Below are 22,109 nucleotides of genomic sequence, written 5' to 3'. Positions count from 1 at the left end.
CGCCATGTTGGAAAAAGGGGATTTACCCGCGCGCAGGCGCTAGGAGCGCGGCTGCAGGCAAGCGAGAGAAGGGCAAGGATGGACAGCAGGTTCGACGTTCTGATCGTAGGCAGCGGCCATGCCGGTGCACAGGCGGCGATCGCGCTGCGCCAGGGGAAGTTCGACGGCACGATCGCGATCGTCGGCGACGAGCCCGAATTGCCCTACGAACGGCCGCCGCTGTCGAAGGAATATCTTGCCGGCGACAAGCCGTTCGAGCGGCTGCTGATCCGGCCAGCCGCCTTCTGGGCGGAGCGCGCGGTGGCGATGCTGCCCGGGCGGCGCGTGGTCGCGGTCGATGCGGCGGCGCGGGCAGTGACGCTCGAGGATGGCGGCACGATCGGTTATGGCGAGCTCATCTGGGCGGCGGGCGGCGCGCCGCGGCGGCTGGTCTGCGCCGGGCACGATTTGGCCGGGGTGCACACGGTGCGCAACCGCGCCGATGTCGATCGCATGATGGCCGAACTGCCGGCGGCCCGGTACGCCGTGGTGATCGGCGGCGGTTATATCGGCCTGGAGGCCGCGGCGGTGATGACCAAGCTTGGCAAGCATGTGCGCCTGCTGGAAGCGCTGGACCGCGTGCTGGCGCGCGTGGCCGGCGAGCCGCTGTCGCGTTTCTACGAGGCCGAACACCGGGCGCATGGTGTCGACGTGCGGCTGGGGGCAATGGTTTCCTGCATCGAAGGCGATGGCAGCCGCGTGACCGGCGTTCGGCTGGCCGATGGCGAACTGCTCCCGGCGGATCTGGTGGTCGTCGGCATCGGCATCGTGCCTGCGGTCGAGCCGTTGCTGGCGGCGGGTGCCGTAGGGGGCAACGGCGTGTCGGTGGATGGCCAGTGCCGCACCACCCTGCCCCATGTCTTTGCCGTCGGCGATTGCGCGCTCCACGCCAACCGCTTTGCCGAGGGCGCCGATGTTCGCATCGAATCGGTTCAGAACGCCAATGACCAGGCGAGCGTCGCATCCAAGACCATTCTCGGCCAGGCGGTGGCCTATTACGCCGTGCCGTGGTTCTGGTCCAACCAATATGATCTGAAGCTGCAGACCGTGGGCCTGTCGACCGGGTTCGATGCGACCGTTTTGCGCGGCGATCCTGGGGCGCGGAGTTTTTCGGTCGTCTATCTCAAGCAGGGCCGCGTGATCGCGCTCGATTGCGTGAACGCGACCAAGGATTTCGTGCAGGGGCGCAAGCTGGTGCTGGAGCGGGTTGTGGCGGAGGTCGCGCCGCTTGCGGATGTTGCGCGCCCGCTGGCCGGGCTCGTGCGCGGGTGAGGCTGGGGTCGGGCGCTTGCCCCGCGTTAGCTGATAAGGATCGGCATTAGCCAAGCCGGCACCCCGGACCTGTTCGGTGATTGTACCGCTTAGACATGTACTACCACGTCATCCCCGCGCAGGCGGGGATCCATACCGGTTTGCTTTCCGCCTGAAGTCCTGACCCCCGAGTTTATGGATCCCCGCCTGCGCGGGGATGACGAATTATGCTCGAACGGGATAGTTGCCGACCGGCGCCGGGGTCCACCAAGCGGCTTTCGATGGGGATCGTACTTGAAGGCAGAGCATGCGCCACGGTGGACCCCGGAACTAGTCCGGGGTGACGTTCTGGGGTGAATGGGCTGAACAAGGCACGTTCGAGCGCTTTATGATTAACAACACGTTACATCGTGTCGCAGCGGCACAGCCCGAATTTACAGCGGCGCGCCCGGTTACGAGGCGCCGAGAACTACCGTAACGTTAGGAATGCGTTTACCATTTCCTGTAGCTTCCGCGATTCTCGTCGGGCGTGCCGTCTTCTATTGTAGACATGCCGTACTTGCCTTGGTCGCGTTGACCTGGAGTGGCTCGGCTGCCGCATCTTCCCCGAACCGGTTCGACAATCTGCGCATCCAGCAGGCCCGGGTAGCGAGTGTCGCGTACAAGCTCGCCATCGCGAACCGACCGCTTTGCCGCGCGGCGGCGGCGCCGCAGGCCGGGTTCATGCCGCACGATCTCGCGCAATATGCGCCCCTCGACCGCCCGGGCGCGGCAAACGCTTATGAGCTGGGGTCGCGGATCGGGGTGATGGCGGTGGCAGGCAGCAGTCCGGCGGCGAACGCCGGATTGCGCGCGGGGGATCAGTTGGAGGCGGTGAACGGCCGGCCGCTCGCCACCGTCGTTACTCCGGAGGGTGCGCCAACCATGGCATTCGTGGACCAGGCACGGCGGGTCATCGATGAAGAGCTGCGCCACGGGGCCGTTACGCTCAGCGTCATCTCAGGGGGAATGCGGCGGGACATACACTTCACGGGGGCGCTAGGGTGTCCGTCCGACGTCCAGCTCGTTCCCGGTGCGGACGTGAACGCCTGGGCCGATGGCGCGCGCGTGATGGTGACCGACGCGATCGTTGCGCGGTGCCCGAGCGATGACGATCTCGCTTTGGTGATCGCGCATGAACTGGCGCACAACCTGCTGCATCACCGCCGACGGCTGGCGCTGGCCGGGGTCTCGGAAAACACGTTGCTGCCGGTCTCGTCGGTCGGCCTGGCGGCGGTGCGGGCAGCGGAGGTGGAGGCGGATTCCTACGCCGTGCGCATGACGGGTGCCGCGGGGTACGATCTGGGTGGGGCCGCGTCGTTCATGGCCGGCTTGCTCAAGACCAATGGCATGGCAGGGGCGCTTGCCTCGACCCATCCCGAGGCAAGGCAGCGGCTGGCCTTGCTGACGGCGGCGATCGCGCGGACGTCTGCGCTGCGCTAGTTGCTTGCCGGCACCGGCAGGACGGCGCGCAGCGGCTTGGTTTCCGGCAGGATGTAGACGATGCCGACCGTGCCGGTGAAGGCGGGCATGACAACCTTGTCGTAGAAGGGCGCCGGCACGTTGATGCAGCCAAAGGAGATACGATTGTCGAGCGGGGTGGCGGAGGCTAGCCGCCCGGCGCGATTGTCCTTGGGATTGCCGACGATCACGCGGTGCAGCGACAGCGCGGCATCGTAATCGATCCACAAGATGTCCTGTTCGAAATCGTGGCCGAGCGAGGCCTGGAAGCGGCCGGCGGGTGTCGTGCGCTCCTGCGGCGTGATCGTGGCGAGCTTGCGCTGGCCGATGCCGGGCACGCTGTCGTCGCCATGGCTGATGCCGAGCAACGCGGCCGACGCGCCGAGCAGGCGGCCGGCGGAATCGAACATGAAGACCTTCGCCGCGACCTTGTCGATGACGGCGAACGGCAGGCGCTGGGCATCGCCCGCCACCGCCCATGCGGCAACATCCCGCACGTCGCCCGAGGCCGCTTCGCCGCGGAAATCGGCGCCGCTTTGAGCGGCAACGGCCGACGGCCCCGCAACCGGCGCTGATTGCGCCGCCACGGGGCCGGAGATCGACAACAAGGCGCCGAGTAACGCGGTGCTCAGCATGCGTGGCCTCAATGGCGCGCCTGCTTGCGCGGATAGACCGGGACGGCGGGCGCGGGCAGGAACGCGTTACCCTGACGGGTCGGGCTGACCCGATCGACCGGGCGTTCGTCCACCGCCTGCGCCTGCTCGACCGGCACAGGCAGCAAGGAGACTTGCTGCGCCGTCGGCACGAACACGCCCGTACCGATGACCGCGAGCTGCGGCAGCGCCGCGATGCCGACCACGGCCGGTGCGATCCCGACCAGCGGGCGTGACGCCGGGCCGACCGGCGCGGGGACCACGACCACTGGCACTTCGACCGGCGGGATCAGGATCGGCACGTCGACCGGAGGCACCACGACGACCGGCGGGATCTCGGCGACAGGCGGCACCACGACGACGGGGGGCACTTCGACTGGCGGTATGACGACAACCGGGGGAACCTCGACCGGTGGCACTTCGACCGGGGGTATGACGACGACGGGCGGTACTTCGACCGGGGGTATCACGACGACCGGCGGCACTTCCTCCGGGGGAGTTACCACCACGGGAGGCACCTCGACCGGCGGCACCACCACGACGGGCGGCACGACGACCACCGGGGCGGCCGTGATCGTGCCGGTCGTTGCCTGTGTCGTGACGCAGCACGATCCGGCGAGCGCATATTGCCCGGCATTGGGGCCGCCCAGCGTATAGCCGCTATAGGAGATGGCGATGCCCGTGCCGGCCTCGGCCTGCGCGAACGTGGCGGTGGCATTCGGGCCGGCGACCAAGGTCACGCCGTCGGGCAATCCGGACGTCGCGGTCGTGTTGAACCCGGTGAGCACCGCATTGGTCGTGCCGTCGGCAACGCGGTCGCCGTTCGGGAAGAGCAGCATGCGCTGCGTCAGCGCGGCGCCTTCGGTCAGCACGAAGTTGGTCGAAAAGTCAGTCGGCGCGGCATAGGAGACCGGGTTGTAGTTGATCGTCACCGGTGCCGCCGTGACGGTGGTCGGTGGCGCGAGCGGCGCGAAGATGATCGTGCCGCCGCCGACACCCGGCCCGACGCCCGAGGCGCCGGCGATCAGCTGCAGCCCGACCGGCAGGCCGAGGCTCTGCGCCGGGATAGTGCTCCCGCGCGTCAGCGTCACCGCGTCGTCGATGTGCACGTCGTGCCCGGCGCACAAAGTGATGTTGCCGTCGGTCGTGGTGATTGCATGGTAGACGAAGATGTCGCGGCCGGCGTTCAGCAATACGCTGCCGTTGGTGGTCGTGATCGGCGCATTGACGTTGATGTCGCGGCCGCAGCACACCACGACATTGCCGTTGGTGGCGGTGATCGCGGCATCGATGTTGACGTCGCGATTGCCGTTCATGGTCAGCGTCGTCGGCGTGCCCGACGCGGTCCAGGCGACCGCATCGTTGACGAAGATGTCGCCGACGCCGCCGGTATTGTCGCCCGGCACCGGCAATGTGCTGATGACGACGCTGTTCGTCACCAGCTGCGCCGACAGGGTTGCGCCCGAAATGTTGCCGCCGGTCGCGGCGATGGTGAAGTCGGCCGGATCGATCAGCCAGGTGCCGGTGGCGCCGGTCGCGGCCGCCGTCGTCACCCGGATGCCGTCGGCGATGTTGACGGTGGCGGCGGACGTCTCGACGAAGCCGCCATTGCCGCCGCTCGGCGCGCTGGCATCGAGCACGCCAGCGGCATTGACCGTGCCGCTCTGCATGTCGCCGAGCAGCACGATCCGCCCATTGCGATTGTCGAGCGTGCGCGCTTCGATCACGCCGGTATTGTTGACGACGGTGCGCAGCAATTGCCCGGCGGCCTGCGCGGTGAGCAGCACGTGCCCACCATCGGCGCGGATCATCCCGCCATTGCTGACCAGGGCGTTGACCGCGCCCTTGTCGATCGTGACGTTGAGCAGCCCGTCGCCGGCAACGTCCAGCGTGACGCCCTGCCCGGCGGCAAGCGCCACCGTGCCGAGCCGGGCGACGATCGTGCCCTGGTTGCTGACGTCGGCGCCGAGCAGCGCGACATAGCCGCCGTCAGCCGCAGTGATCGACCCGCGGTTGAGCACCGCCGCGCCGCTCGTGCCGCTGAAATTGTACCGGCCGGCCATGAAGTCGGCGTCGGTCAGGTTCAGCGTGGAGGCGACCAGCCCGCCGACATTGACCTGCGCGGACTGCCCGAACAACACGCCGTTGGGATTGACCAGGAAGACCCGACCATTGGCGTTCAAGTTCCCGAGAATCACCGAGGGGTCGCTGCCGATGACCCGGTTGAGCGCGACCGACTGGGCGTTCGGCTGGCGGAAGGTGACGCTGTTGCCCTGCGCGATGCCGAAGGCATCCCAGTTGATTGCCGCGGCCTGGCTCGACTGATCGATCGTCACCGTGCCTGCGCCGTTGGATATGGTGGCGGCGCCCGCCGTCACGGTGCCGCCGCTCGGCAGGCTCTGCGCGTGTGCGGACGCGAGCGCCAGCGATCCGCCGAGACCCAGCAGGACGAGCCTGGCGAAGCCGGCCAGCGCCGTCGAGCCGGACAGGCGGATGCGGCTACGGGTGGCGGAATGAGTGTTGCGGGTGTTGATCATGCTGACGGTCCTTGCGTGCGGTACGGTACGGCGCGGGGGTGCGCCGCGGCCGTCAGAAAAGTTTGACGATCTGGAACCAGAAGCGGCCCTTGTGATCGGGGCCGGAGGTCACGCGCTGGTCGCCGAGCCGGTGCGCATAGCTGCCCTTCAGCAGGAAGCCCTCGGGCGCCGCCCAGCTGAGCCCGCCGCCGACGCCGCTCCGGTTTGCGTGATTGGAGCCGGTGAACCACGCATCGTGCGCATATTGCACCTCGCCCACATCGACGAAGGCGATCGCCTGTAGCTGGCCGGGGAAGCTGTCGACCCAGCGGCTGAGCGTCAGCCGTGCCTCGGCGGTGGCGATATAGCCCTGGTCGCCATAGGATTCGCCTTCGGGATAGGCGCGGACACCGTAGGCGCCGCCCAGTTCCATCTGCTCGGACGTATCGAGATTGTCGAATGCGAGCTGCCCGCGGATCGAGCCGTAGAGCGACAGCGGGCCACTGACCGTCTGCAGCCGGGCCGCAGCGAAATCGAACTTGCCGAAGCCGCCATCGCGCCGCGCGGTAAGCGCGTCGATCGCGCGTTCCAGCGGGCTTTCGATGTCGAAGTCGCCATAGCTGAAGCCGCCCGACACGTTGGTCCAGCCACCGCCGCCGAAATCATCGTGCGAATCGCCGGACAGGCCGATCGTCGCGACGCGGCTCTTCTTGTTGGAACGCGACGAGACGAGGCCGATCCGATCCTCGAACCATTTCGCCTCGAGCGACCCGATCGCGTAGAGATTGACGTCGCGCGAGCGGACCAGCGGGTAGCTGGCATAGACGCTGGCAATGTCCGCCGTGCCATCCGCATCCAGCCCCTTGAATTCACGTCCCAGCTCGTAGCGGATGTGCGAATAGGCGACGCCGAGCGTCAGGTTGGCGATCGGCGCCTGATAGGCGACGCGGCCATAAGCAAGCCCGCCGGTCGAGGCCAGGATGCGCAGGCTCAGCAGGTCGCCGTCGCCCATGGGATTGTTGATGTTGACCGTGCCACCCGCCCGATAGGTGCCGGTATAGCGGTTGCCGGCATTGTCGGCCTCTATGTTGCCGCTGATCAGACGGCCAGGTGTGAGTTCGACCGCGAGGTCCGAGGTGCCGACGATGCTGCCGGGCGCAAGCGTCGAGCGAACCGTGCTGCCGGGAAGATCGGACAGCAACAGCAAGCGGCGCTCCAGCGGGGCGGCCGTGACGATGTCGCCGCTATCGATACCCTTCAGGATGCCTTTGGCGACGCCGCTCGACCGGCCGGTATCCGGGCTGAGCGCAACCTTGCCATAGCGCCCTTCGATGACCGCGATGGTCACCGATCCGCCGCTGATTTCCTGCGCGGGAAGATAGGCCTGGGCCAGGAAGTAGCCGCGCTGATGATAGAAAGCCGAAATGCGCGCGGCCATCGCGCGCAAGTCCGACAGGCTGCGCTCCTGCCCTGGCGCGAAGCCGGCCGCATCGCGTAGCGCCGCGGCGTCGAACACGGTCGCCCCGGTCACGGTCAGCGCATCGATGCGGACGGTGGCACCCGGCGGCCCGGCATCGGGCTGCTCCGGCACCGGCTGGACTTGAAGATCCAGCGGCGCGCGCGGCGCCTGCGGCGTGGGCGGGATCTGCTGCAGCTGCGCACCGGCATTGGTGGACTGCGCATAAGCGGCTGGCGCGACCGTCAGCAGCGCGGCCGAGATGATTCCTGTTTTCAGCACTATTGCCTCGATAATCGGCCGCGAAATGGAAACGCCGGCGACCACCCGCAGCGAGCAGAGGAAGCAAGTAGCTGATGTTTTTCGGATGCTTATTTGGTTTTGAGCACCGATATTCGAAATCTTCTTCATCGAAGAATTACCGGTACGGCCTTAATTAAGCAATAATATTTGAAATATTCTTGAACGAATACAGACATTTCCCATGTCGTATTGATTTTTACAAAGAACCATTACGGGTTTTTATCGACAATGTTGCGGCGGATCATCAGACGGCATGGATCATCATCTTTGATAGCCTGGCCCTTCTGGATTTTTGGTCCCGAGCGCGCGCGGTAGGTGATTGTACCGCTCGGACATGATCCACCACGTCATCCCCGCGCAGGCGGGGATGACGGACTATGATCGAGAGGGCAGCCGCCGACCATGTCCGGGAATTACGCTGCTACCGCCGCAGTCCGCGCCGGAATTACCCTGATTCCACCCTTGGTCGTGCCGGAAGCGTTGCGCGCTTAGGTTCGGGCTGCCCGCCGCCGGACTGCCCGCACGCCGCCGATAACCTGGCTCGCGACCAGATCGACCGTACGGCCAAGCGCCAGCGGCGTCGGCCGGCTGCGCAACGCGTGATGCAGCAACAGCGTGCCCGAGCGAACGCCGGTCCGGCACAGTCGCCACCAGAGTTGGCCGATCGCGCGATCGACCGCGTCCAATGCCGCGGATTCGTGGGGCACACGCCCAAATTCGGTGCGCAGCATGGCGATCCCGGCGAACAAGGCGTTGAGCGTTTCGATATTCGGCACGGGTTCGCCCGCCATCACATGGCGCACCAGCAATGGCGCAATGTCGATCGCGTCGCCCAGCAGCGCACGATGCCGCTCGCGCAGCAGCAGTTCGGCATTGGCGCGCATGATGTGGTTGTAGACCTTCGACGCGCCGCCCGCATGGCAGCGGTACAGCAGCAGCACCTCGTCGATCTGCGCCACCCGCCCATAAGCGCGGATGCGGTGGTAGAAGTCGAAATCCTCGACATAGCGCATGATTGGTCGCTCGAACGGCTCCAGCCGGCGTGCTTCATCGGCGCGGAACATGACCGACGACCAGGCGATCGGGTTGCGCAGCAGCATCAGCCAGTCGATCATGACCGGCGCCAGCGGCCGGGGCCAATTGCCCGCGACGCGCCGCCCGTCGATCAGATAGTCGGCGGCACTGCTGACCAGCACCGTGCCCGGATCGGCATCCAGAAACGCCACTTGGCGGGCGAAGCGATCGGGCAGGCAGATATCGTCCTGGTCCAGCCCGGCGACATAGCGCCCGCGCGCTTCGACAAAGGCCCGGTTGCGCGCCACCACCGGCCCGCCATTCTCGGTCGAGCGGATCACGCGGATGCGCGGATCGCCGATGCGCTCCAGCACGGCGACGCTGTCGTCGCCCGAGCAATCGTCCACCGCGATCAGCTCCCAGTCGGCGAGCGTCTCCGCGCGCAGGCTGGCGATCGTCTCGGGCAGCAAGGCGGCACCGTCATAGACCGCCATGATCACCGAGACGGTCGGGCGATCGGTCACGCGACCGCCCGCACCGGCGCGTCGAGCAATTGATCGACGATCATCTGGCCGATATCGTTCTGCCACAGCCACAGGCCATTGGCCTTGCCGCCGAAGCTCGATTCGCCGCCGAGCTTGCCGTCGGGAAGATGGCCCGATGCCAGACCCAGCCCGAACACGCCGGGCACGGGATTGCTGGCCATGTCGATCACGCGACATTGCTGATCCACCAGCCGCGGCCGTCCCGGGGCGTGCGCCGCCAAGGCGATCACGCTGCCCTCGACATCGAACAACGGCAAGGCGCGGGAGCGATAGCCGAGCGCGCCGATGACGACGTCCGCCGCGTGCAGCTCGGCCCGGACAGCGGCATCGTCCTCACCCGTTATCTGCCTGAGCGCCAGTCGCGGATCGGACGCGCGACCGCCGACGCCCAGCATGCGCAGCACGAGTTCGCGTGCCTCCAGCCGGAAGCCGGCCAACCGGTACACGAAGCCCGATACCGGGCAGATGTCCTCCGGCCCAAAGTCGGTGAAGCCATCGTCGTGCGCTTCCTCGGCCGAGCGATAGAAGGGTCGTAGCGGCCGGCGATGATATACCGCCAGCGCACCCGCACCGAGCGGCAGCGCCGGCGCTGCCTTCAGGATCAGGGCAGCCGCCGCCATCGCGCTGGTCGATCCGCCGAGGATCGCGATGCGCGGCGCCCGCTTGTCCGCGATGCGCTCGCGGAGCCGATCGAGCCCGCCGATCTTGAGGAAAGCGTCGCCCAGCATCAGCCGCTCGCCGGCAAGCTCGCCGACCGTGGCGCCGGCGAGCTGCTCGGCCGCGACATGCTCGCGCGTCTGGTAGCCTCCGGTGGCGATCACCAGCCGCGCGGTGCGCATCACCCGCTCCTCGCCAGTCAGCAGGTTGCGCACCCGCGCCGCCCACAGCCCGTCCTTCGTCCGGCGTGCGTCGACCACCTCGCTGCGCGTCGCGACGATGCCGCCATTGCCGGCAACGATCGCGCCCAGTTCGGCCCCGGTCGCCTCCAGCAGCGGCGTGGCGCGCGCCAGTGGCACGCCGAGCCGGCCGATATGCAGTGCCACTTCCTGCGCGCCGTGATGTCGCGTCAGCGCCGCGAGCCCCTCATGCCGATTGTCCTTCACCGCGGTCAGGAACGTCTCGGCCGTGCTGTCCGAGGTGATCGCATAGCTGCCGATTTGCCCGCGCCCGAGCACCGCGTCGCGTTCGACCACGGCCAGGCCGCTGCGCGCCAGGGCGGTCAGCGACCCCGATTTGCTCGCCGCGGTCAGCAAGGCGGTGCCCGCAGGGCCCCCGCCGACGATCAACGCGCCATGCACCCCCTGCCCGCGCCGCTCCCGGCTCAGGCCGCTCAACCCCGACCGCGCGCACGCATCGATCAGCGCGCCGCACACATGCTCGACGTCCGTCACGGTCATGCCGTCGGTCACCGGCAGCGACAGGATACGCCCGGCGACATCGTCGCTCGCCGGCAACGCGTCGAACACGCTGTGCGCGCGGAACCAGGGCTGTTCGGCCAGATGCGGGCTGAAATAATGCGCCGCGCCGATCTGCTTTTCGGCCAGCATGGCAATGATCGCGCGGCGATGCCCGGCAAAGGCCCGTGGCAGCAGCAGCGACTGGAATTGCAATGCGGGCCGGCTGCCGCGCAGGTGCTGGAGCTGGAAACCGCGCTCGGAGGCAAAACCACCCAGGATCGATCGATAGGCGGCATCCAGCGTCATGCGGTGTGCCGCGACCGCCTCTATCTCCGCCAGCTTGGCCGTGGCGGCGAGCCCCAGCACTTCCGGCAGTTTCGCGTTGATCCCCGGCCCCTTGGCGGATCGTCCGCCATCGAAGCCGAAATTGCTCATCCGACGCAGCGCTTCGATCAGCTGCGCGTCGCCCGAATGGATCAGCCCACCCTCGGCCGTCGCGAACACCTTGGTCGCATGCATCGAATAGACGATCGCGAACGGCGCTCCCGCCCCGAATTGGCCGCCATCAGAGTCGAGCGCACCGAGCGACGCTGCCGCATCCACGACGACACCCACGCCGCGCTCGGCATAAGCGCGATAGCGGGCCAGATCGATGCCCATCCCGAACGCGGCATAGGGCACCACCACGGCAATCCGGTCGCCATAGCGCTCGAACGCCTTGGCCTCTTCCGCGGCGCTCGCTGCCCAGTCATCCGGATCGATGTCGCACAGCAAGGGCGTCAAGCCGGCCCATTGCGCGGCATGGGCCGTGGCGGCGAAGGTGAAGCTCGGGATCAGCGCGAACGCCCCCGTCCCCGCGCGCGGCCCTGCCGCGTGGCGGATCGCCAGCATCAGGCCGAGCGTCGCATTGCCGACCGCCAGGCAATCGCCCGCACCGCCGAACAGCCGCGCCGTCGCCTTGGCCTCGAACCCGCGCACCACTGGCCCGCCATTCGAGTAGATCCCGCGCGCCTCGATCGCACGCAGTCCCTCGGTCATGTCGCTCAGACGCGGCGGACGCGGTGCGATCAGCGGCAATCGATCCATCTCATCCCGGTTCCCGAAGCCCGACATGCGGACGTAACGGCACCGAGGATGCCAACGTTCGCCTTCTATTTGGTAAACGGGGCATACCGGGCGGAGTCGACGCTTGATCTTCGATGGCAGATGGCGCCTGATCCGCCGCATGAAGATCATGAAGTGCGTCATGGCTGCAGTGTCGCTTACCGCTGCGATGCCCTCCCAGGCCGGCCCCGTCGAGGATCGTGCGGCGATCCTGCAGATGATTGCGCAGATGGAGCGATCCTGGAACAGGGGCGATTTCAAGGGCTATATGGCGGGCTTCAAGAATCCCGACGTCGTCTTCGTCTCGGGCGGCAAGTTTCAGGATGGCTGGCAGGGTACGCTCGATCACTATGTACGCGATTACGGCGCGTCGCCGGCCACGCGCGGCACGCTGCACTTCTACGACATGAAGGTCGACATGCTATCGAACGATGCGGCGATGCTCGTCGGCCGCTATCATCTCGACCGGGCGGGACGCTCGACCGAGGGTGTGAATACCCGATTGTTCCGCAAGGTCGACGGGCGCTGGCGCATCACGCTGAACCACGTCTCCGCCTATGATCTGCCAGCCACCCCGGCTGCTACTCCGCTGGCGCCTCGGTCTGCGCCAGCAGGTCGGTGAGATCGCCCTTCCAGTTAACCGCCCAGGTATGGGTGCCATGGCCGTGCGTGTCGGCCGTTTCGGGCACCAGGCGGAAGCGCGCCTTCTTCATCTGCCGCACGGCTTGCGCGGGGTAATCCAGATTGTGCGGGTTGATGAAATCGTCCGCCGAGTTGATCCAGACGAGCGGCGCGGTGATGCGGCCGAGCTTTGCCGAGGGATCGTAGGTGCGCGAGGCATCGACCTGGTAGATCAGGTCGTTAGCGTCGAGCTGCTGGATCGCCTTAGCGACGCGGTCCCGCGCAAAGGCGGCGGCTTTGTCGCGATCAGGATAGAGCGCCTGCAGATTGAGCGGCGCCGCGCCGGCGATGAACAAGGCGGTCTGCGCGGTGCGCAAACCCTGCAGCGGCTGCGCCTTGTACGCGCCACCGGCCCAGGCCGGATCGGCCTTGATGCCGTCGATCAGCAGTTGCCGCCACATGCGGTTCAGCCCGGCGATCGCCACCGGCTCGCACCCGAGCGGCATCAAGGCTCGGGCGAAATCGGGATGCGTTTCGCCCCACATGAGGCCGTGCATGCACCCCATCGACGTGCCCATGATCAGCCGCATGCGCCGAATGCCGAGCCCGTCGTGTAGCAGGCGATATTGCGCCTCGACCATGTCGCTATAATCGTACCGCGGAAAGCGCATCCGCAGCCCGTCCGAGGGCTTGGAGGATTTGCCGTGCCCGATGCCGTCGGGCAGAATGATCCAGTAGCGGCGGATATCGAGCGGCTGCCCCGGCCCGTACAGTTCGTCGGCGAATTGCGGCGCCAAGAATTGCCGGCCGCTGCCGCCGGTGCCATGCAGGACCATTACCGCATTGTCGATCTCACCGCGCGCGTTGCGGTGCGGCTTGCCCAGCGTCGAATAATGGATGCGCAGCGTGGGCAGTTTCTCGCCAGACGTGAACCGAAAATCATTGATTGAGAAATCGGCTTCCTTCGTCCCCCAGCGCTGCGCAGCCGCTTGCCGCGGCGTGGATGCGGCAAGCGGCGGTTGCTGGGCGGGGGCGGCAGCCTGGGCGGCGAGCATCAGCAGTAGCGAGAGCATGACGCCCTTTGTGCCCGCAGCAGATGGTGCTGCCAAGCCATTACGGATAGACGAATATCCGCTCCATCCAGACTAAAGCGTTCCCCTACGTCAGCGGCGTTTGCGCTTGGCCTTGTCGGCGAGCTCGATCCACACCGGCGCATGATCGCTGGTCTTGTCCCAGCCGCGCACGTCCGCGTCGACCTGCGCATCGACCAGGCGATCGGCAAGCGCGGGGCTGAGCAGCAGGTGATCGAGCCGTAGGCCCGCATTGCGGCCATAGGCGTTCCGGAAATAGTCCCAGAAGGTGTAGACCGTCTCGTCGGGATGGATCGTGCGCAGCGCATCGGTCCAGCCCTGCCCGGTCAGCCGGAAGAAGGTGTCACGCACTTCCGGCGCAAACAACGCGTCGTCCACCCAGCGTTCGGGTTTGTAGACATCGCGCTCGGTCGGCATGACGTTGAAGTCGCCGGCCAACATCACCGGAAGGCCGGATTCGAGCAGCCCGGCGGCATGATCGATCAGTCGGTCGAACCAGCGCAATTTATAGTCGAACTTGGGGCCTGGCCGCGGATTGCCGTTCGGCAGGTACAAGCCCGCGATCAGGATGCCGTTGACCGCCGCCTCGATATAACGGCTCTGCGACGGATCGGGATCGTCCGGCAGCCCACGCCGCGTTTCGTGGATCTCGCCGACGCGGCTCAGCATCGCCACGCCGTTCCAGCTCTTCTGCCCGTGCCAGATCGCCTCATAGCCAAGATCCCGGATGGCTTTTTCCGGAAACTTCTCCTGCGGCGCCTTCAACTCCTGCAGGACGACGATGTCGGGCTGGCTTTCGCCCAGCCAGCGCAGCAACACGGGCAGCCGCCCGTTGACGCCGTTCACGTTGTAGGTCGCGATCTTCATCGGCACACCCTACAGCGTTGGACCGCACGGGCCAGCCCGGGATGCAGACCGCGCCGACTGGAGCGGACGGGCGACAGCATGGCTCTGCGGCGCGAAGGTCGCTAGACCCGCGCGATGCGCCCCAGAGTATCCGATCACGATCTGACGCTGCATCGCAAGAGCAGCACCCCACCCTGGGCGGCGTTGCTGCTGCGCGTGGCGATCGCCTTTGCGCTAATCGGTATCGTGCTCGGCATCTTCTGGTTCGATCGGCTGGGGCTGCGCGATCAATCGGACGGGCAGATCAGCTTCACCGACGTGCTGTATTTCACGATGATCACCATCACCTCGGTCGGCTACGGCGACATCGTGCCGGTCACCACGCAGGCGCGGATGATCGATTCCTTCCTCGTCACGCCGATCCGCCTGTTCGTATGGCTGATCTTCCTTGGCACGGCCTATGATTTCCTGCTCAAGCGGGTGTGGGACAGGTGGCGCATGAACGATATCCAGCAGAAACTGACCGGGCATCTCGTGGTCATCGGCTATGGCACCAGCGGTGCCGAGGCGGTGCGCGAGTTGATCCGGCGCGGCGCCCCGCCGGCGCAGATCGTCGTCATCGACGATGATCAGGATGCGCTCGACGTGGCCGGCGATTGCGGCGTCACCGTCATCCGCGCCGATGCCACGCGCAACGCCTCGCTCGAGGCGGTCAGGCTGGCGATGGCCAAGGCAGTGATCGTCGCTGCCGGGCGCGACGACACCTCGATCCTGATCGTGCTCACCGCGCGCGCGCTGGCGCCCGACGTCCCGATCAGTGTCATTATCCGCTCGGCCGACAATGAGGCGCTGGCGCGACAGGCCGGCGCTACCACGGTGATCAACCCGGCAAGCTTTGCCGGGCTGTTGCTCGCCGGATCCACGCACGGGCCGCACATCGCCGATTATGTCGCCGATCTCGCCGCCTCGGACGGCCGCGTCGCGCTGCACGAACGCGCGGTGGCACCCAGCGAGATCGGCAAGCCGCTGGGCGCGCTGACCACCGGGCTTGGCGTGCGTGTGTATCGCGGCAACGACTGCTATGGCTTCTGGCAGGCCGAGGCGGCGGCGCTGAAGGCCGGCGACATGCTGGTGGAGATCATCCCCCGCGACGAGGACCGTAGCTGAATCGACCGGCAGCGCTAAAAACCGCTGTCCTCTAAAAGCCCTTTTGTGGCAGCAGCGCGGCATGTCGCTGCACCTTCCCATCGATCCTGCCGCCGCCGCCGTGCGCGGCACCGTCACCGATTTCGGCCGGCACGCATGAGCCGCATCGGCGTGATCGGCAGCGCCGGGCGCATGGGCCAGGCGCTGTCCTCGGTCATTCCCGACATGGGTGCGACGCTGGTCGGCGGCATCGACGCGGGCGGCGATCCGCACATATTGGCGCAGGGTGCCGACGTGCTGGTCGACTTTTCGGCGCCATCGGCGCTGGAGGCATCGCTTCGCGCGGCGCGGCAGGCGGGGATCCCGATCATGATCGGCACCACCGGCCTGACCCCGACGCACCATGCGATGATCGACGAGGCCGCGACCGACATCGCCGTGCTGCAGACCGGCAACGTCTCGCTCGGCGTCACCTTGCTCGCGCGGTTGGTGCGGGAAGCGGCAGCGGCACTCGGCACCGACTGGGACATCGAGATCGTCGAGATGCATCATCGCCACAAGGTCGACGCGCCATCCGGCACTGCCTTGCTGCTCGGCGAGGCGGCCGCGGCCGGGCGCGCCACGACCCTGGCCGAGACCCGCGTCGCCGACCGGGCGGGCCTCACCGGCGCGCGCAGCGAAGGCACGATCGGCTTCGCCTCGCTGCGCGGCGGATCGGTCGCCGGCGATCATCAGGTGATCTTTGCCGGCACCGGCGAGCGGATCGAGATCGGCCACCGGGCGGAGGATCGCACGATCTTTGCCCGCGGCGCGATCACCGCCGCCTTGTGGCTCGTCGGCAAGGCACCCGGCCGCTACACGATGGGCGAGGTACTGGGCCTGTGAGCCCGAGCGGCACGTGAAGCGGGCGGACATCGTCGAGTTCTACGCGCGACTGGCGGCCGACAACCCGCATCCCGAAACCGAACTCGCTTATAACAACACCTACCAGCTGCTCGTCGCGGTGACGCTGTCCGCGCAGATGACCGACAGCGGCGTCAACAAGGCGACGCGGGCGCTCTTTGCCGAGGTCGAGACGCCCGCGCAGATGGTCGCCTATGGCGAGGAAGCGCTGCGCCAGCAGATTCGCAGCGTCAATTTCTACAACACCAAGGCCAAGAACGTCTTCGCGCTCAGCCAGATGCTGGTGCACGATCATGATGGCGTGGTGCCCGAAAACCGCGAGGCGCTCGAAAAGCTGCCCGGCGTCGGGCGCAAGACCGCCAATGTCGTGCTCAATTCGGGCTTCGGGCACGAAACCTTCGCCATCGACACGCACATCTTTCGCGTGTGCAACCGCACCGACCTGGCGCCGGGCAAGGACGTGCTGGCAGTCGAGGCGAAGCTCGACCGCGTGACGCCGCAGCCGTTCCGGCGGCACGCGCATCACTGGTTGATCCTGCACGGCCGCTACGTGTGCAAGGCGCGCAAACCCGAATGCTGGCGCTGCATCGTCCGCGATCTGTGCGCCTATCGCCCCAAGACCCCCGCGCCCACCGACCCGCGCGCCACCGACAAAGACGGCACGCGTTAAACGGCTGGCGCAGGCCCTGGACCTTTGCTAACTGGATAGCCACCGGCACCCGTAGCTCAGCTGGATAGAGCGCTGCCCTCCGAAGGCAGAGGCCACTGGTTCGAATCCAGTCGGGTGCACCAGCTTTTCAGCCATTTTTGGGGTCAATCGATGACCCCGCGCCGGCCCAGTGGGCGAGTAATGGGCGCGTAACCCTATTTGGACGGCTTAACGCCGATCCTGATTTAGGGCGGGCGAGCGCTTGATTATCGCCCGACTCACCGTGCGTTGGCGATCAGCCGCGTGCCGGCGTGGCCCGCTATGGCCGCCGAGCCTCATTATTCCCCCACTCTACCGGCGATGGCGAAGTCGTGGCCCGCCTTGAGCGCTGATCAGCGCCCTCTTTCATCCCCGTACGTCTCGCGACGGCCGAACGCGTTTCAGCCGGCGCATTCGTGCGCCCATCGACTTCCCAGCCGGGAGCCGACGCGATGTCGAATATCCTATCCTCCGCGCCGTTATCGCGCGACGTTCATACCATTCTGAAACGCTTTGGGGCGCAGCTCGCCAGCGAGGTTCGGATTTCTGCTCATGCCGCCGATCGGCGGGTTCCCCGTTGCCACAGCTACGAAGAAAACGATGCGCCCGACGGCCGAGCTGATCGCGCTCCTGTAGCGCGCACAGGCGGTGCGCTTTGAGCGTCACCGCATTTGGCGCAGTGGCAAACCGCTTGGTCGGCCGCCGCAAGAGCAAGGGCGACCCAGAGTGCCCGACCGATCCGGTGCGCTCCTACAGCTACGACGTCGACGACCATCGAGCGAACCCGGGCAAGCCGATCGGCGACGGCTCGGCCGGACAAGGCTGGGCGTTCAAGCAGGCGTTGATCGGGACGCTGAAGGACCTGTGCACCATGCATAAGACCAAGGGATACGAGGGGCCGCACAAGGTGCAGCCGAGTTACCTGCGTACATTTGAGAAGATGCTCGACTTCCTCGACCACAAGACCGGCGATTTTTTCGTGAGCTATAAGCGGATCGTGGACGATACCGGACAGAGCCGCGGCAACGTCAGCGCGATGATCGAATGCGCCGAGCATTGGGGCTTTATGGATCACGTGCGCCGCAGCGAGAAGGTTGAGCGCGCCGCTGGCCAGCCCGGGCCGCGCCGCAAGCAGGCGTGCAACAGTTATCTGTTCAACTGCGAACGCCGCATGGAAAAGCCGCTATGGGCCATCTTCTGGCGACGTCTCATGTCGAACCTCAAGCGACTACAGGGCGCCGCGGTGCGCGCCGCGGCCTTCCTAAAGCGATCGTTCAATACGGTCGCCCAGCCTGCCCCCAGGGCCGTTGGCAAGGAGCTGGCGCAGCAGCTCGTTCTCTTGGACCAGGCCGTCGCTAGGCGCGACGTCGTAGGAAGCAGCGCGAGTCCATAAAACGATCACTACCCGGAGCGAAGGTTATAGAATGAAAGGAATCGCTACGCGATACGATGATTTGATTGCCCCCTGACCCCGAAACGGCCTGCTGCCCAAGCACACGATCGCCAAGCCCCGGCAGTCGGAGCGGTCGGCTGCGCCTCCCTTGTGCTATCGAGGGGGGCGAGCACGGAGCGTGCCATGACATGGCGGCCGGCGCGCTTGCGGCTCCGTCCAGAAAGGCTTGCGCAAGATCCACATGGCGATCGATCATCGGGCCTAACGTCATGTTAGGCTGGCTCTATCATCCTACCCCCCCTTCGTAAGTTAAACCGGGGTGCCACAGGACACCGACACCGAGCACCGTGCGCACTGAGAGCAAATTTTGACCCCCCACCCTTTCAGGAGACAGCCCGTGCCACTGCCCTCGTGCGAACGCTGCGGCGCCGCTGTCATTCCGCTGCGCGAACCACGCGAAGGTGTGCCACCGAAGCGGTTCTGCTCGTCGCGTCGCCAGCTCGCCGCGCAGAAAACGCGATGGAAAGCCCGGCGACGTGCCAACGACGGTATGGAGAAGACCGATGCCACAGCATGACGATGAATTCGCCCGCATCCAGCCGGTAATCGAGCTGGCGCAACGCCTCCACAGCTCGCTTCACGGCAAGCTCATGGAGAAAGGCGTGGCGCCGATCGACGCGGCGATCGCGTCGGCCTACGCAACGTACCAGCTCGCAACGACCGTGCACGGCTCGCCGGCGGCGGCCATCGAGTGGATGCGCGACGTGATCAACACGATCGAGCGCCAGCTACTTGACCAGGCGAACGCGCGGTGACGGCAGCGCGCAAGCTAGCGGCGCTCACGCCCGAGGCCCAAAAGGCCGTCCTGGCCGCCCTGGACGAGATCAGCACGCCCATGACGAAGATCGAGATCGAGGATGCGCTGGCGCCTTGCCTGTCGCGGTCGATCCGCCGGCCGGTTGCGAGAGCATTGGCGGAGTTCGATATCATCGTCTTGCGCCGTCGATGACGATGCCGCGCGCCATTGCCCGCGTCTACGCAATGGCGCGGCCCGGGCGGCCGGCCGGCGAGCGCGCAGCCGTTATTGCTGCCGCATCCGGCTTCACGGGGTCGATCGCGCAACGTGCGCGCCGGATCGGCCGAGCCGTTGCGGAACAAGCGATGCGAGACCTGGACGGCGACTCCGCAGAGCGCATCCTATTGTTGCTTGCCTCCCTCGATGCGTCGCCGGTAGCTCGGCTGGCAACCGATCCCGATATCGATACCGCGGCGATCATACGAAGCGGCCGCGCGGCGTTGATGGAGGCGCGGGGCTGGCGCCGTCCGACAGAGCAGGAGTGGGACGCCGATGATCGGCGGTTGATAGACGCGACGGCCAGAAAGCTCGCCAAGCGATACGCTCGCCACCTCACCGGATTTCAGCCGTAAACCCCTATATCCGGCCACGGCATGGCCGCACCGTCACCTCGACTTAGCTGAAGGAGTGACGATGAAGATGGCCCGAATTGCCCCGGCGCCGCGCGCGCTATCCGGCCGGATACGTGCAGACGCGGACCCTGCCAGACTGATTGGCGAGATTAGGACCGCTGTTCTAGATATGCGAGCGGACAGCGATCGCCGATTTAGCGCATTGGAAGAAGTCCACAACGCTGCGGCGTTGCAGGGAGCGGCGGCGCTGATGGGCGGCAGCGGCGACGGCCAGGCGGTCGATCCCGAGTACCGCAGGACCTTCGCAAGCTACGCCAGGCGCGGAGCCCCCGATGCCGAAGCGACGCTGAAAGCGGCCAATGCGACGGGCGAGCGCGCATCGATCCAGGCAGCGATGTCGGAAGGCGACACATCGAGCGGCGGCTACCTCGCCCCGGTGGAATGGGACCGGAAGGTGCAGAAGGCACAGCGGGCGCTATCGCCTATGCGACGATTGGCTCAGGTGGTGACAACCGGCCGGGCCGCCTACTCCACGCTCTGGAGCAACGATCAGTTCGGTAGCGGCTGGGTAGGTGAGACGGCGACACGCCCGGCGACGACAACGGCCACCTTTACCCCGCTCGTCATCCCAGCCGGCGAGATCTACGCCATGCCTGCCGCGACACAGCGGCTGCTCGATGATTCGGCGATCAACCTGGAGGAGTGGCTAGGCACCAACCTCGCCGACGAGTTCAGTAGGCAGGAGGGTATCGCCTTCGTCGGCGGAAATGGTCTCGAAAAGCCAATGGGCTTCCTCCAATACGCTCCTGGCAATCTCGCAGAGGCGGCCCATCCGGGCGGCGCGCTGAGTGTCACGCCAAGCGGGTCGGCGGATGCGGTGGCGAATGCCGACGCCCTGATTGACCTGAAGTATGGGTTGGCAGCACCCTACCGCCAGAACGCAACGTGGGTCATGAACAGCTCGACGGCCGCGGTGATCGCCAAGCTTAAGGACGGCCAGGGCGGGTACATCTGGCGCGAAGCCCTACTTGCCAGCGAGCCGGCGACGCTGCTGGGCAGACCGGTCGAAATCGACGAGAACATGCCCAACATCGCAGCGGCCGTTGACGGGAAGGCAGCACTGCCGATCGCCTTCGGCGACTTCCAAAAGGGCTACATCATCAACGATCGCGTTGGGGTTCGCATCCTCCGCGATCCTTACACCAATAAGCCCTTCGTGATGTTCTACGCCACCAAGCGAGTAGGCGGCGGGCTGCTCGACCCGCGGGCGATCCGGCTGCTCAAGATCGCAACGAACTAAACCCTCCCCCTCGATCGGCCGCTACGCGTAACGCGTGGCGGTCAGTCGCCGGCGGCAGCCTGAAGCGGCCGGTGATGACGGGGTATCGGAGGGGTATCGGTGCTGTCCCTGCCCGCTAGAAAGGGCGGAAAACAGCCATTTTTGCAGCACCGCGGCGGAGGACGTCTCCGCCATCGTCGGGCTCCGCCGCCCGGGGTGCATGGTCGGACCTGTCCCTCTTCCGAGATGGAGCATTAGCATGGCAACGACAAAGGGCCGAGAAGCGGTACAGCTCTACCTGGCTAAGGTGCAGGAGGAGCTGACGAGATCAATTTACCCCGGTGCCGCGCGAGCCGCGGCCAAGGTGGTTGCCGCGCAAGTCAAAGCGAACCTCGGCAGCAAGAGCGCGACGAACGCCAACGGGCAGAAGGTGCTGATTGCAGATGCCGTAAAGGTCAAAGTTCGCCGCGTGGACGGAAAATATGTCGCGGCAGTACAATTGGAGGGCGAAGGTGCGTACGTCGCCCGCTGGTTAGAATATGGCACCGATCCGCATTTCATCAGCGTCGACGACTCAGTGCGTGAGGGCCGTTCGACCAGGCGGATCAATCACCTCGACAGGAAAGCGGCGAAGGAAGGACACGATGGTCCCGGCCGATCGCTATTCATCAACGGCAAAGCAATCGGAACGACCGTCCATCATCCTGGTGCGACACCACATCCGTTCCTGCGCCCAGCGCTCGATATGATGGGTGACGAAGCCAGGCAGGCGGCGCGCGAGTACATCGCTCGACGGCTGAAGAACGTGACAAAGGGCATCGGTCACAACGGCGGCCCAGGGCTCGACGATGATGACCAGGAGTAGAGCGGGTGCCCAAGCTAACGGACGAAGCGATGCTCCGATCACACCCGACGAACTGGCGTTGAATGACGAGC

Annotated in this window: 19 protein-coding genes and 1 tRNA gene; 13 read left to right on the top strand and 7 right to left on the bottom strand. The window is 66.4% G+C overall.

The window, feature by feature from the left end:
• Nucleotides 1-78: 78 nt before the first annotated feature.
• Both NV382_RS14665 and NV382_RS14660 read left to right on the top strand, forming a co-directional pair.
• Nucleotides 79-1,311 (top strand): NAD(P)/FAD-dependent oxidoreductase, encoded by a 1,233-nt coding sequence (locus NV382_RS14665; RefSeq protein ID WP_260597460.1) that lies wholly within the window; start codon nucleotides 79-81, stop codon nucleotides 1,309-1,311.
• 543 nt (nucleotides 1,312-1,854) lie between these two features.
• Nucleotides 1,855-2,772: a M48 family metalloprotease gene (locus tag NV382_RS14660; RefSeq protein ID WP_260597459.1), complete on the top strand. Its 918-nt coding sequence runs from the start codon at nucleotides 1,855-1,857 to the stop codon at nucleotides 2,770-2,772.
• Here NV382_RS14660 and NV382_RS14655 read toward each other — a convergent pair.
• The 5 genes from NV382_RS14655 to NV382_RS14635 form a co-directional block, all read right to left on the bottom strand.
• Entirely contained in the window at nucleotides 2,769-3,425 is a 657-nt protein-coding gene (locus tag NV382_RS14655) for a L,D-transpeptidase (protein ID WP_260597458.1), read from the bottom strand. The genes NV382_RS14660 and NV382_RS14655 overlap by 4 nt on opposite strands.
• An 8-nt stretch (nucleotides 3,426-3,433) precedes the next feature.
• A complete protein-coding gene (locus NV382_RS14650; RefSeq protein WP_260597457.1) occupies nucleotides 3,434-5,980 on the bottom strand; it encodes a two-partner secretion domain-containing protein in 2,547 nt (848 codons plus the stop codon).
• A 52-nt stretch (nucleotides 5,981-6,032) separates the two neighbouring features.
• Nucleotides 6,033-7,697, bottom strand: coding sequence for a ShlB/FhaC/HecB family hemolysin secretion/activation protein (locus NV382_RS14645; protein WP_260597456.1), 1,665 nt, complete (start codon nucleotides 7,695-7,697; stop codon nucleotides 6,033-6,035).
• Between the two features lie 509 nt (nucleotides 7,698-8,206).
• Nucleotides 8,207-9,256, bottom strand: coding sequence for a glycosyltransferase family 2 protein (locus NV382_RS14640; RefSeq protein ID WP_260597455.1), 1,050 nt, complete (start codon nucleotides 9,254-9,256; stop codon nucleotides 8,207-8,209).
• The gene (locus NV382_RS14635) at nucleotides 9,253-11,760 is read right to left on the bottom strand and encodes a DegT/DnrJ/EryC1/StrS family aminotransferase (protein ID WP_260597454.1); all 2,508 of its coding nucleotides are present in this window, start codon (nucleotides 11,758-11,760) and stop codon (nucleotides 9,253-9,255) included. The genes NV382_RS14640 and NV382_RS14635 overlap by 4 nt, the downstream gene beginning before the upstream one ends.
• Nucleotides 11,761-11,899: 139 nt before the next feature.
• On the opposite strand from NV382_RS14635, the gene NV382_RS14630 reads away from it, so the two are divergent.
• Nucleotides 11,900-12,400: a YybH family protein gene (locus tag NV382_RS14630; protein WP_260597453.1), complete on the top strand. Its 501-nt coding sequence runs from the start codon at nucleotides 11,900-11,902 to the stop codon at nucleotides 12,398-12,400.
• Here the strand turns inward: NV382_RS14630 and NV382_RS14625 are convergent.
• On the bottom strand, nucleotides 12,360-13,472 hold the full coding sequence (locus NV382_RS14625; RefSeq protein ID WP_260597452.1) for an alpha/beta fold hydrolase: 1,113 nt from the start codon (nucleotides 13,470-13,472) through the stop codon (nucleotides 12,360-12,362). The two genes, NV382_RS14630 and NV382_RS14625, sit on opposite strands and share 41 nt — an antisense overlap.
• A gap of 90 nt (nucleotides 13,473-13,562) precedes the next feature.
• The gene (gene xth / locus NV382_RS14620; protein WP_260597451.1) at nucleotides 13,563-14,357 is read right to left on the bottom strand and encodes an exodeoxyribonuclease III; all 795 of its coding nucleotides are present in this window, start codon (nucleotides 14,355-14,357) and stop codon (nucleotides 13,563-13,565) included.
• A gap of 114 nt (nucleotides 14,358-14,471) precedes the next feature.
• Between xth and NV382_RS14615 the strand changes: the two genes are divergently transcribed.
• The 10 genes from NV382_RS14615 (at nucleotide 14,472) to NV382_RS14570 (ending at nucleotide 22,038) form a co-directional block, all read left to right on the top strand.
• Nucleotides 14,472-15,503, top strand: coding sequence for a potassium channel family protein (locus NV382_RS14615; RefSeq protein WP_260597450.1), 1,032 nt, complete (start codon nucleotides 14,472-14,474; stop codon nucleotides 15,501-15,503).
• 135 nt (nucleotides 15,504-15,638) lie between these two features.
• The gene (gene dapB, locus NV382_RS14610; RefSeq protein ID WP_260597449.1) at nucleotides 15,639-16,367 is read left to right on the top strand and encodes a 4-hydroxy-tetrahydrodipicolinate reductase; all 729 of its coding nucleotides are present in this window, start codon (nucleotides 15,639-15,641) and stop codon (nucleotides 16,365-16,367) included.
• Between the two features lie 13 nt (nucleotides 16,368-16,380).
• Nucleotides 16,381-17,055, top strand: a complete 675-nt coding sequence (gene nth, locus NV382_RS14605; protein WP_260597448.1) for an endonuclease III — start codon at nucleotides 16,381-16,383, stop codon at nucleotides 17,053-17,055.
• A 45-nt stretch (nucleotides 17,056-17,100) separates the two neighbouring features.
• A tRNA-Arg gene (locus tag NV382_RS14600) sits at nucleotides 17,101-17,177 on the top strand.
• A 551-nt stretch (nucleotides 17,178-17,728) separates the two neighbouring features.
• Nucleotides 17,729-18,466: a hypothetical protein gene (locus NV382_RS14595; protein ID WP_260597447.1), complete on the top strand. Its 738-nt coding sequence runs from the start codon at nucleotides 17,729-17,731 to the stop codon at nucleotides 18,464-18,466.
• A gap of 563 nt (nucleotides 18,467-19,029) precedes the next feature.
• Nucleotides 19,030-19,281 (top strand): hypothetical protein, encoded by a 252-nt coding sequence (locus NV382_RS14590; RefSeq protein ID WP_260597446.1) that lies wholly within the window; start codon nucleotides 19,030-19,032, stop codon nucleotides 19,279-19,281.
• Nucleotides 19,278-19,475, top strand: coding sequence for a hypothetical protein (locus NV382_RS14585; protein WP_260597445.1), 198 nt, complete (start codon nucleotides 19,278-19,280; stop codon nucleotides 19,473-19,475). The genes NV382_RS14590 and NV382_RS14585 overlap by 4 nt, the downstream gene beginning before the upstream one ends.
• Entirely contained in the window at nucleotides 19,472-19,894 is a 423-nt protein-coding gene (locus NV382_RS14580) for a hypothetical protein (RefSeq protein WP_260597444.1), read from the top strand. Before NV382_RS14585 ends, NV382_RS14580 begins: the two co-directional genes overlap by 4 nt.
• Before the next feature lie 61 nt (nucleotides 19,895-19,955).
• Nucleotides 19,956-21,194: a phage major capsid protein gene (locus NV382_RS14575; protein ID WP_260600430.1), complete on the top strand. Its 1,239-nt coding sequence runs from the start codon at nucleotides 19,956-19,958 to the stop codon at nucleotides 21,192-21,194.
• Between the two features lie 238 nt (nucleotides 21,195-21,432).
• Entirely contained in the window at nucleotides 21,433-22,038 is a 606-nt protein-coding gene (locus tag NV382_RS14570) for an HK97 gp10 family phage protein (protein ID WP_260597443.1), read from the top strand.
• Nucleotides 22,039-22,109 lie beyond the last annotated feature (71 nt).

The organism is Sphingomonas endolithica (assembly GCF_025231525.1).
GTDB lineage: Bacteria > Pseudomonadota > Alphaproteobacteria > Sphingomonadales > Sphingomonadaceae > Sphingomonas > Sphingomonas endolithica.
This window is presented reverse-complemented; position numbering and strand designations above follow the sequence as displayed.

Excerpts from the sequence above, each read along its gene's own strand:
- NV382_RS14665 (WP_260597460.1), top strand. The coding sequence starts at position 79 with ATGGACAGCAGGTTCGACGTTCTGATCGTAGGCAGCGGCCATGCCGGT.
- NV382_RS14655 (WP_260597458.1), bottom strand. The coding sequence starts at position 3,425 with ATGCTGAGCACCGCGTTACTCGGCGCCTTGTTGTCGATCTCCGGCCCC.
- NV382_RS14650 (WP_260597457.1), bottom strand. The coding sequence starts at position 5,980 with ATGATCAACACCCGCAACACTCATTCCGCCACCCGTAGCCGCATCCGC.
- NV382_RS14635 (WP_260597454.1), bottom strand. The coding sequence starts at position 11,760 with ATGGATCGATTGCCGCTGATCGCACCGCGTCCGCCGCGTCTGAGCGAC.
- NV382_RS14630 (WP_260597453.1), top strand. The coding sequence starts at position 11,900 with ATGAAGATCATGAAGTGCGTCATGGCTGCAGTGTCGCTTACCGCTGCG.
- NV382_RS14625 (WP_260597452.1), bottom strand. The coding sequence starts at position 13,472 with ATGCTCTCGCTACTGCTGATGCTCGCCGCCCAGGCTGCCGCCCCCGCC.
- xth (WP_260597451.1), bottom strand. The coding sequence starts at position 14,357 with ATGAAGATCGCGACCTACAACGTGAACGGCGTCAACGGGCGGCTGCCC.
- NV382_RS14615 (WP_260597450.1), top strand. The coding sequence starts at position 14,472 with ATGCGCCCCAGAGTATCCGATCACGATCTGACGCTGCATCGCAAGAGC.
- dapB (WP_260597449.1), top strand. The coding sequence starts at position 15,639 with ATGAGCCGCATCGGCGTGATCGGCAGCGCCGGGCGCATGGGCCAGGCG.
- NV382_RS14590 (WP_260597446.1), top strand. The coding sequence starts at position 19,030 with ATGCCACAGCATGACGATGAATTCGCCCGCATCCAGCCGGTAATCGAG.
- NV382_RS14580 (WP_260597444.1), top strand. The coding sequence starts at position 19,472 with ATGACGATGCCGCGCGCCATTGCCCGCGTCTACGCAATGGCGCGGCCC.
- NV382_RS14575 (WP_260600430.1), top strand. The coding sequence starts at position 19,956 with ATGAAGATGGCCCGAATTGCCCCGGCGCCGCGCGCGCTATCCGGCCGG.
- NV382_RS14570 (WP_260597443.1), top strand. The coding sequence starts at position 21,433 with ATGGCAACGACAAAGGGCCGAGAAGCGGTACAGCTCTACCTGGCTAAG.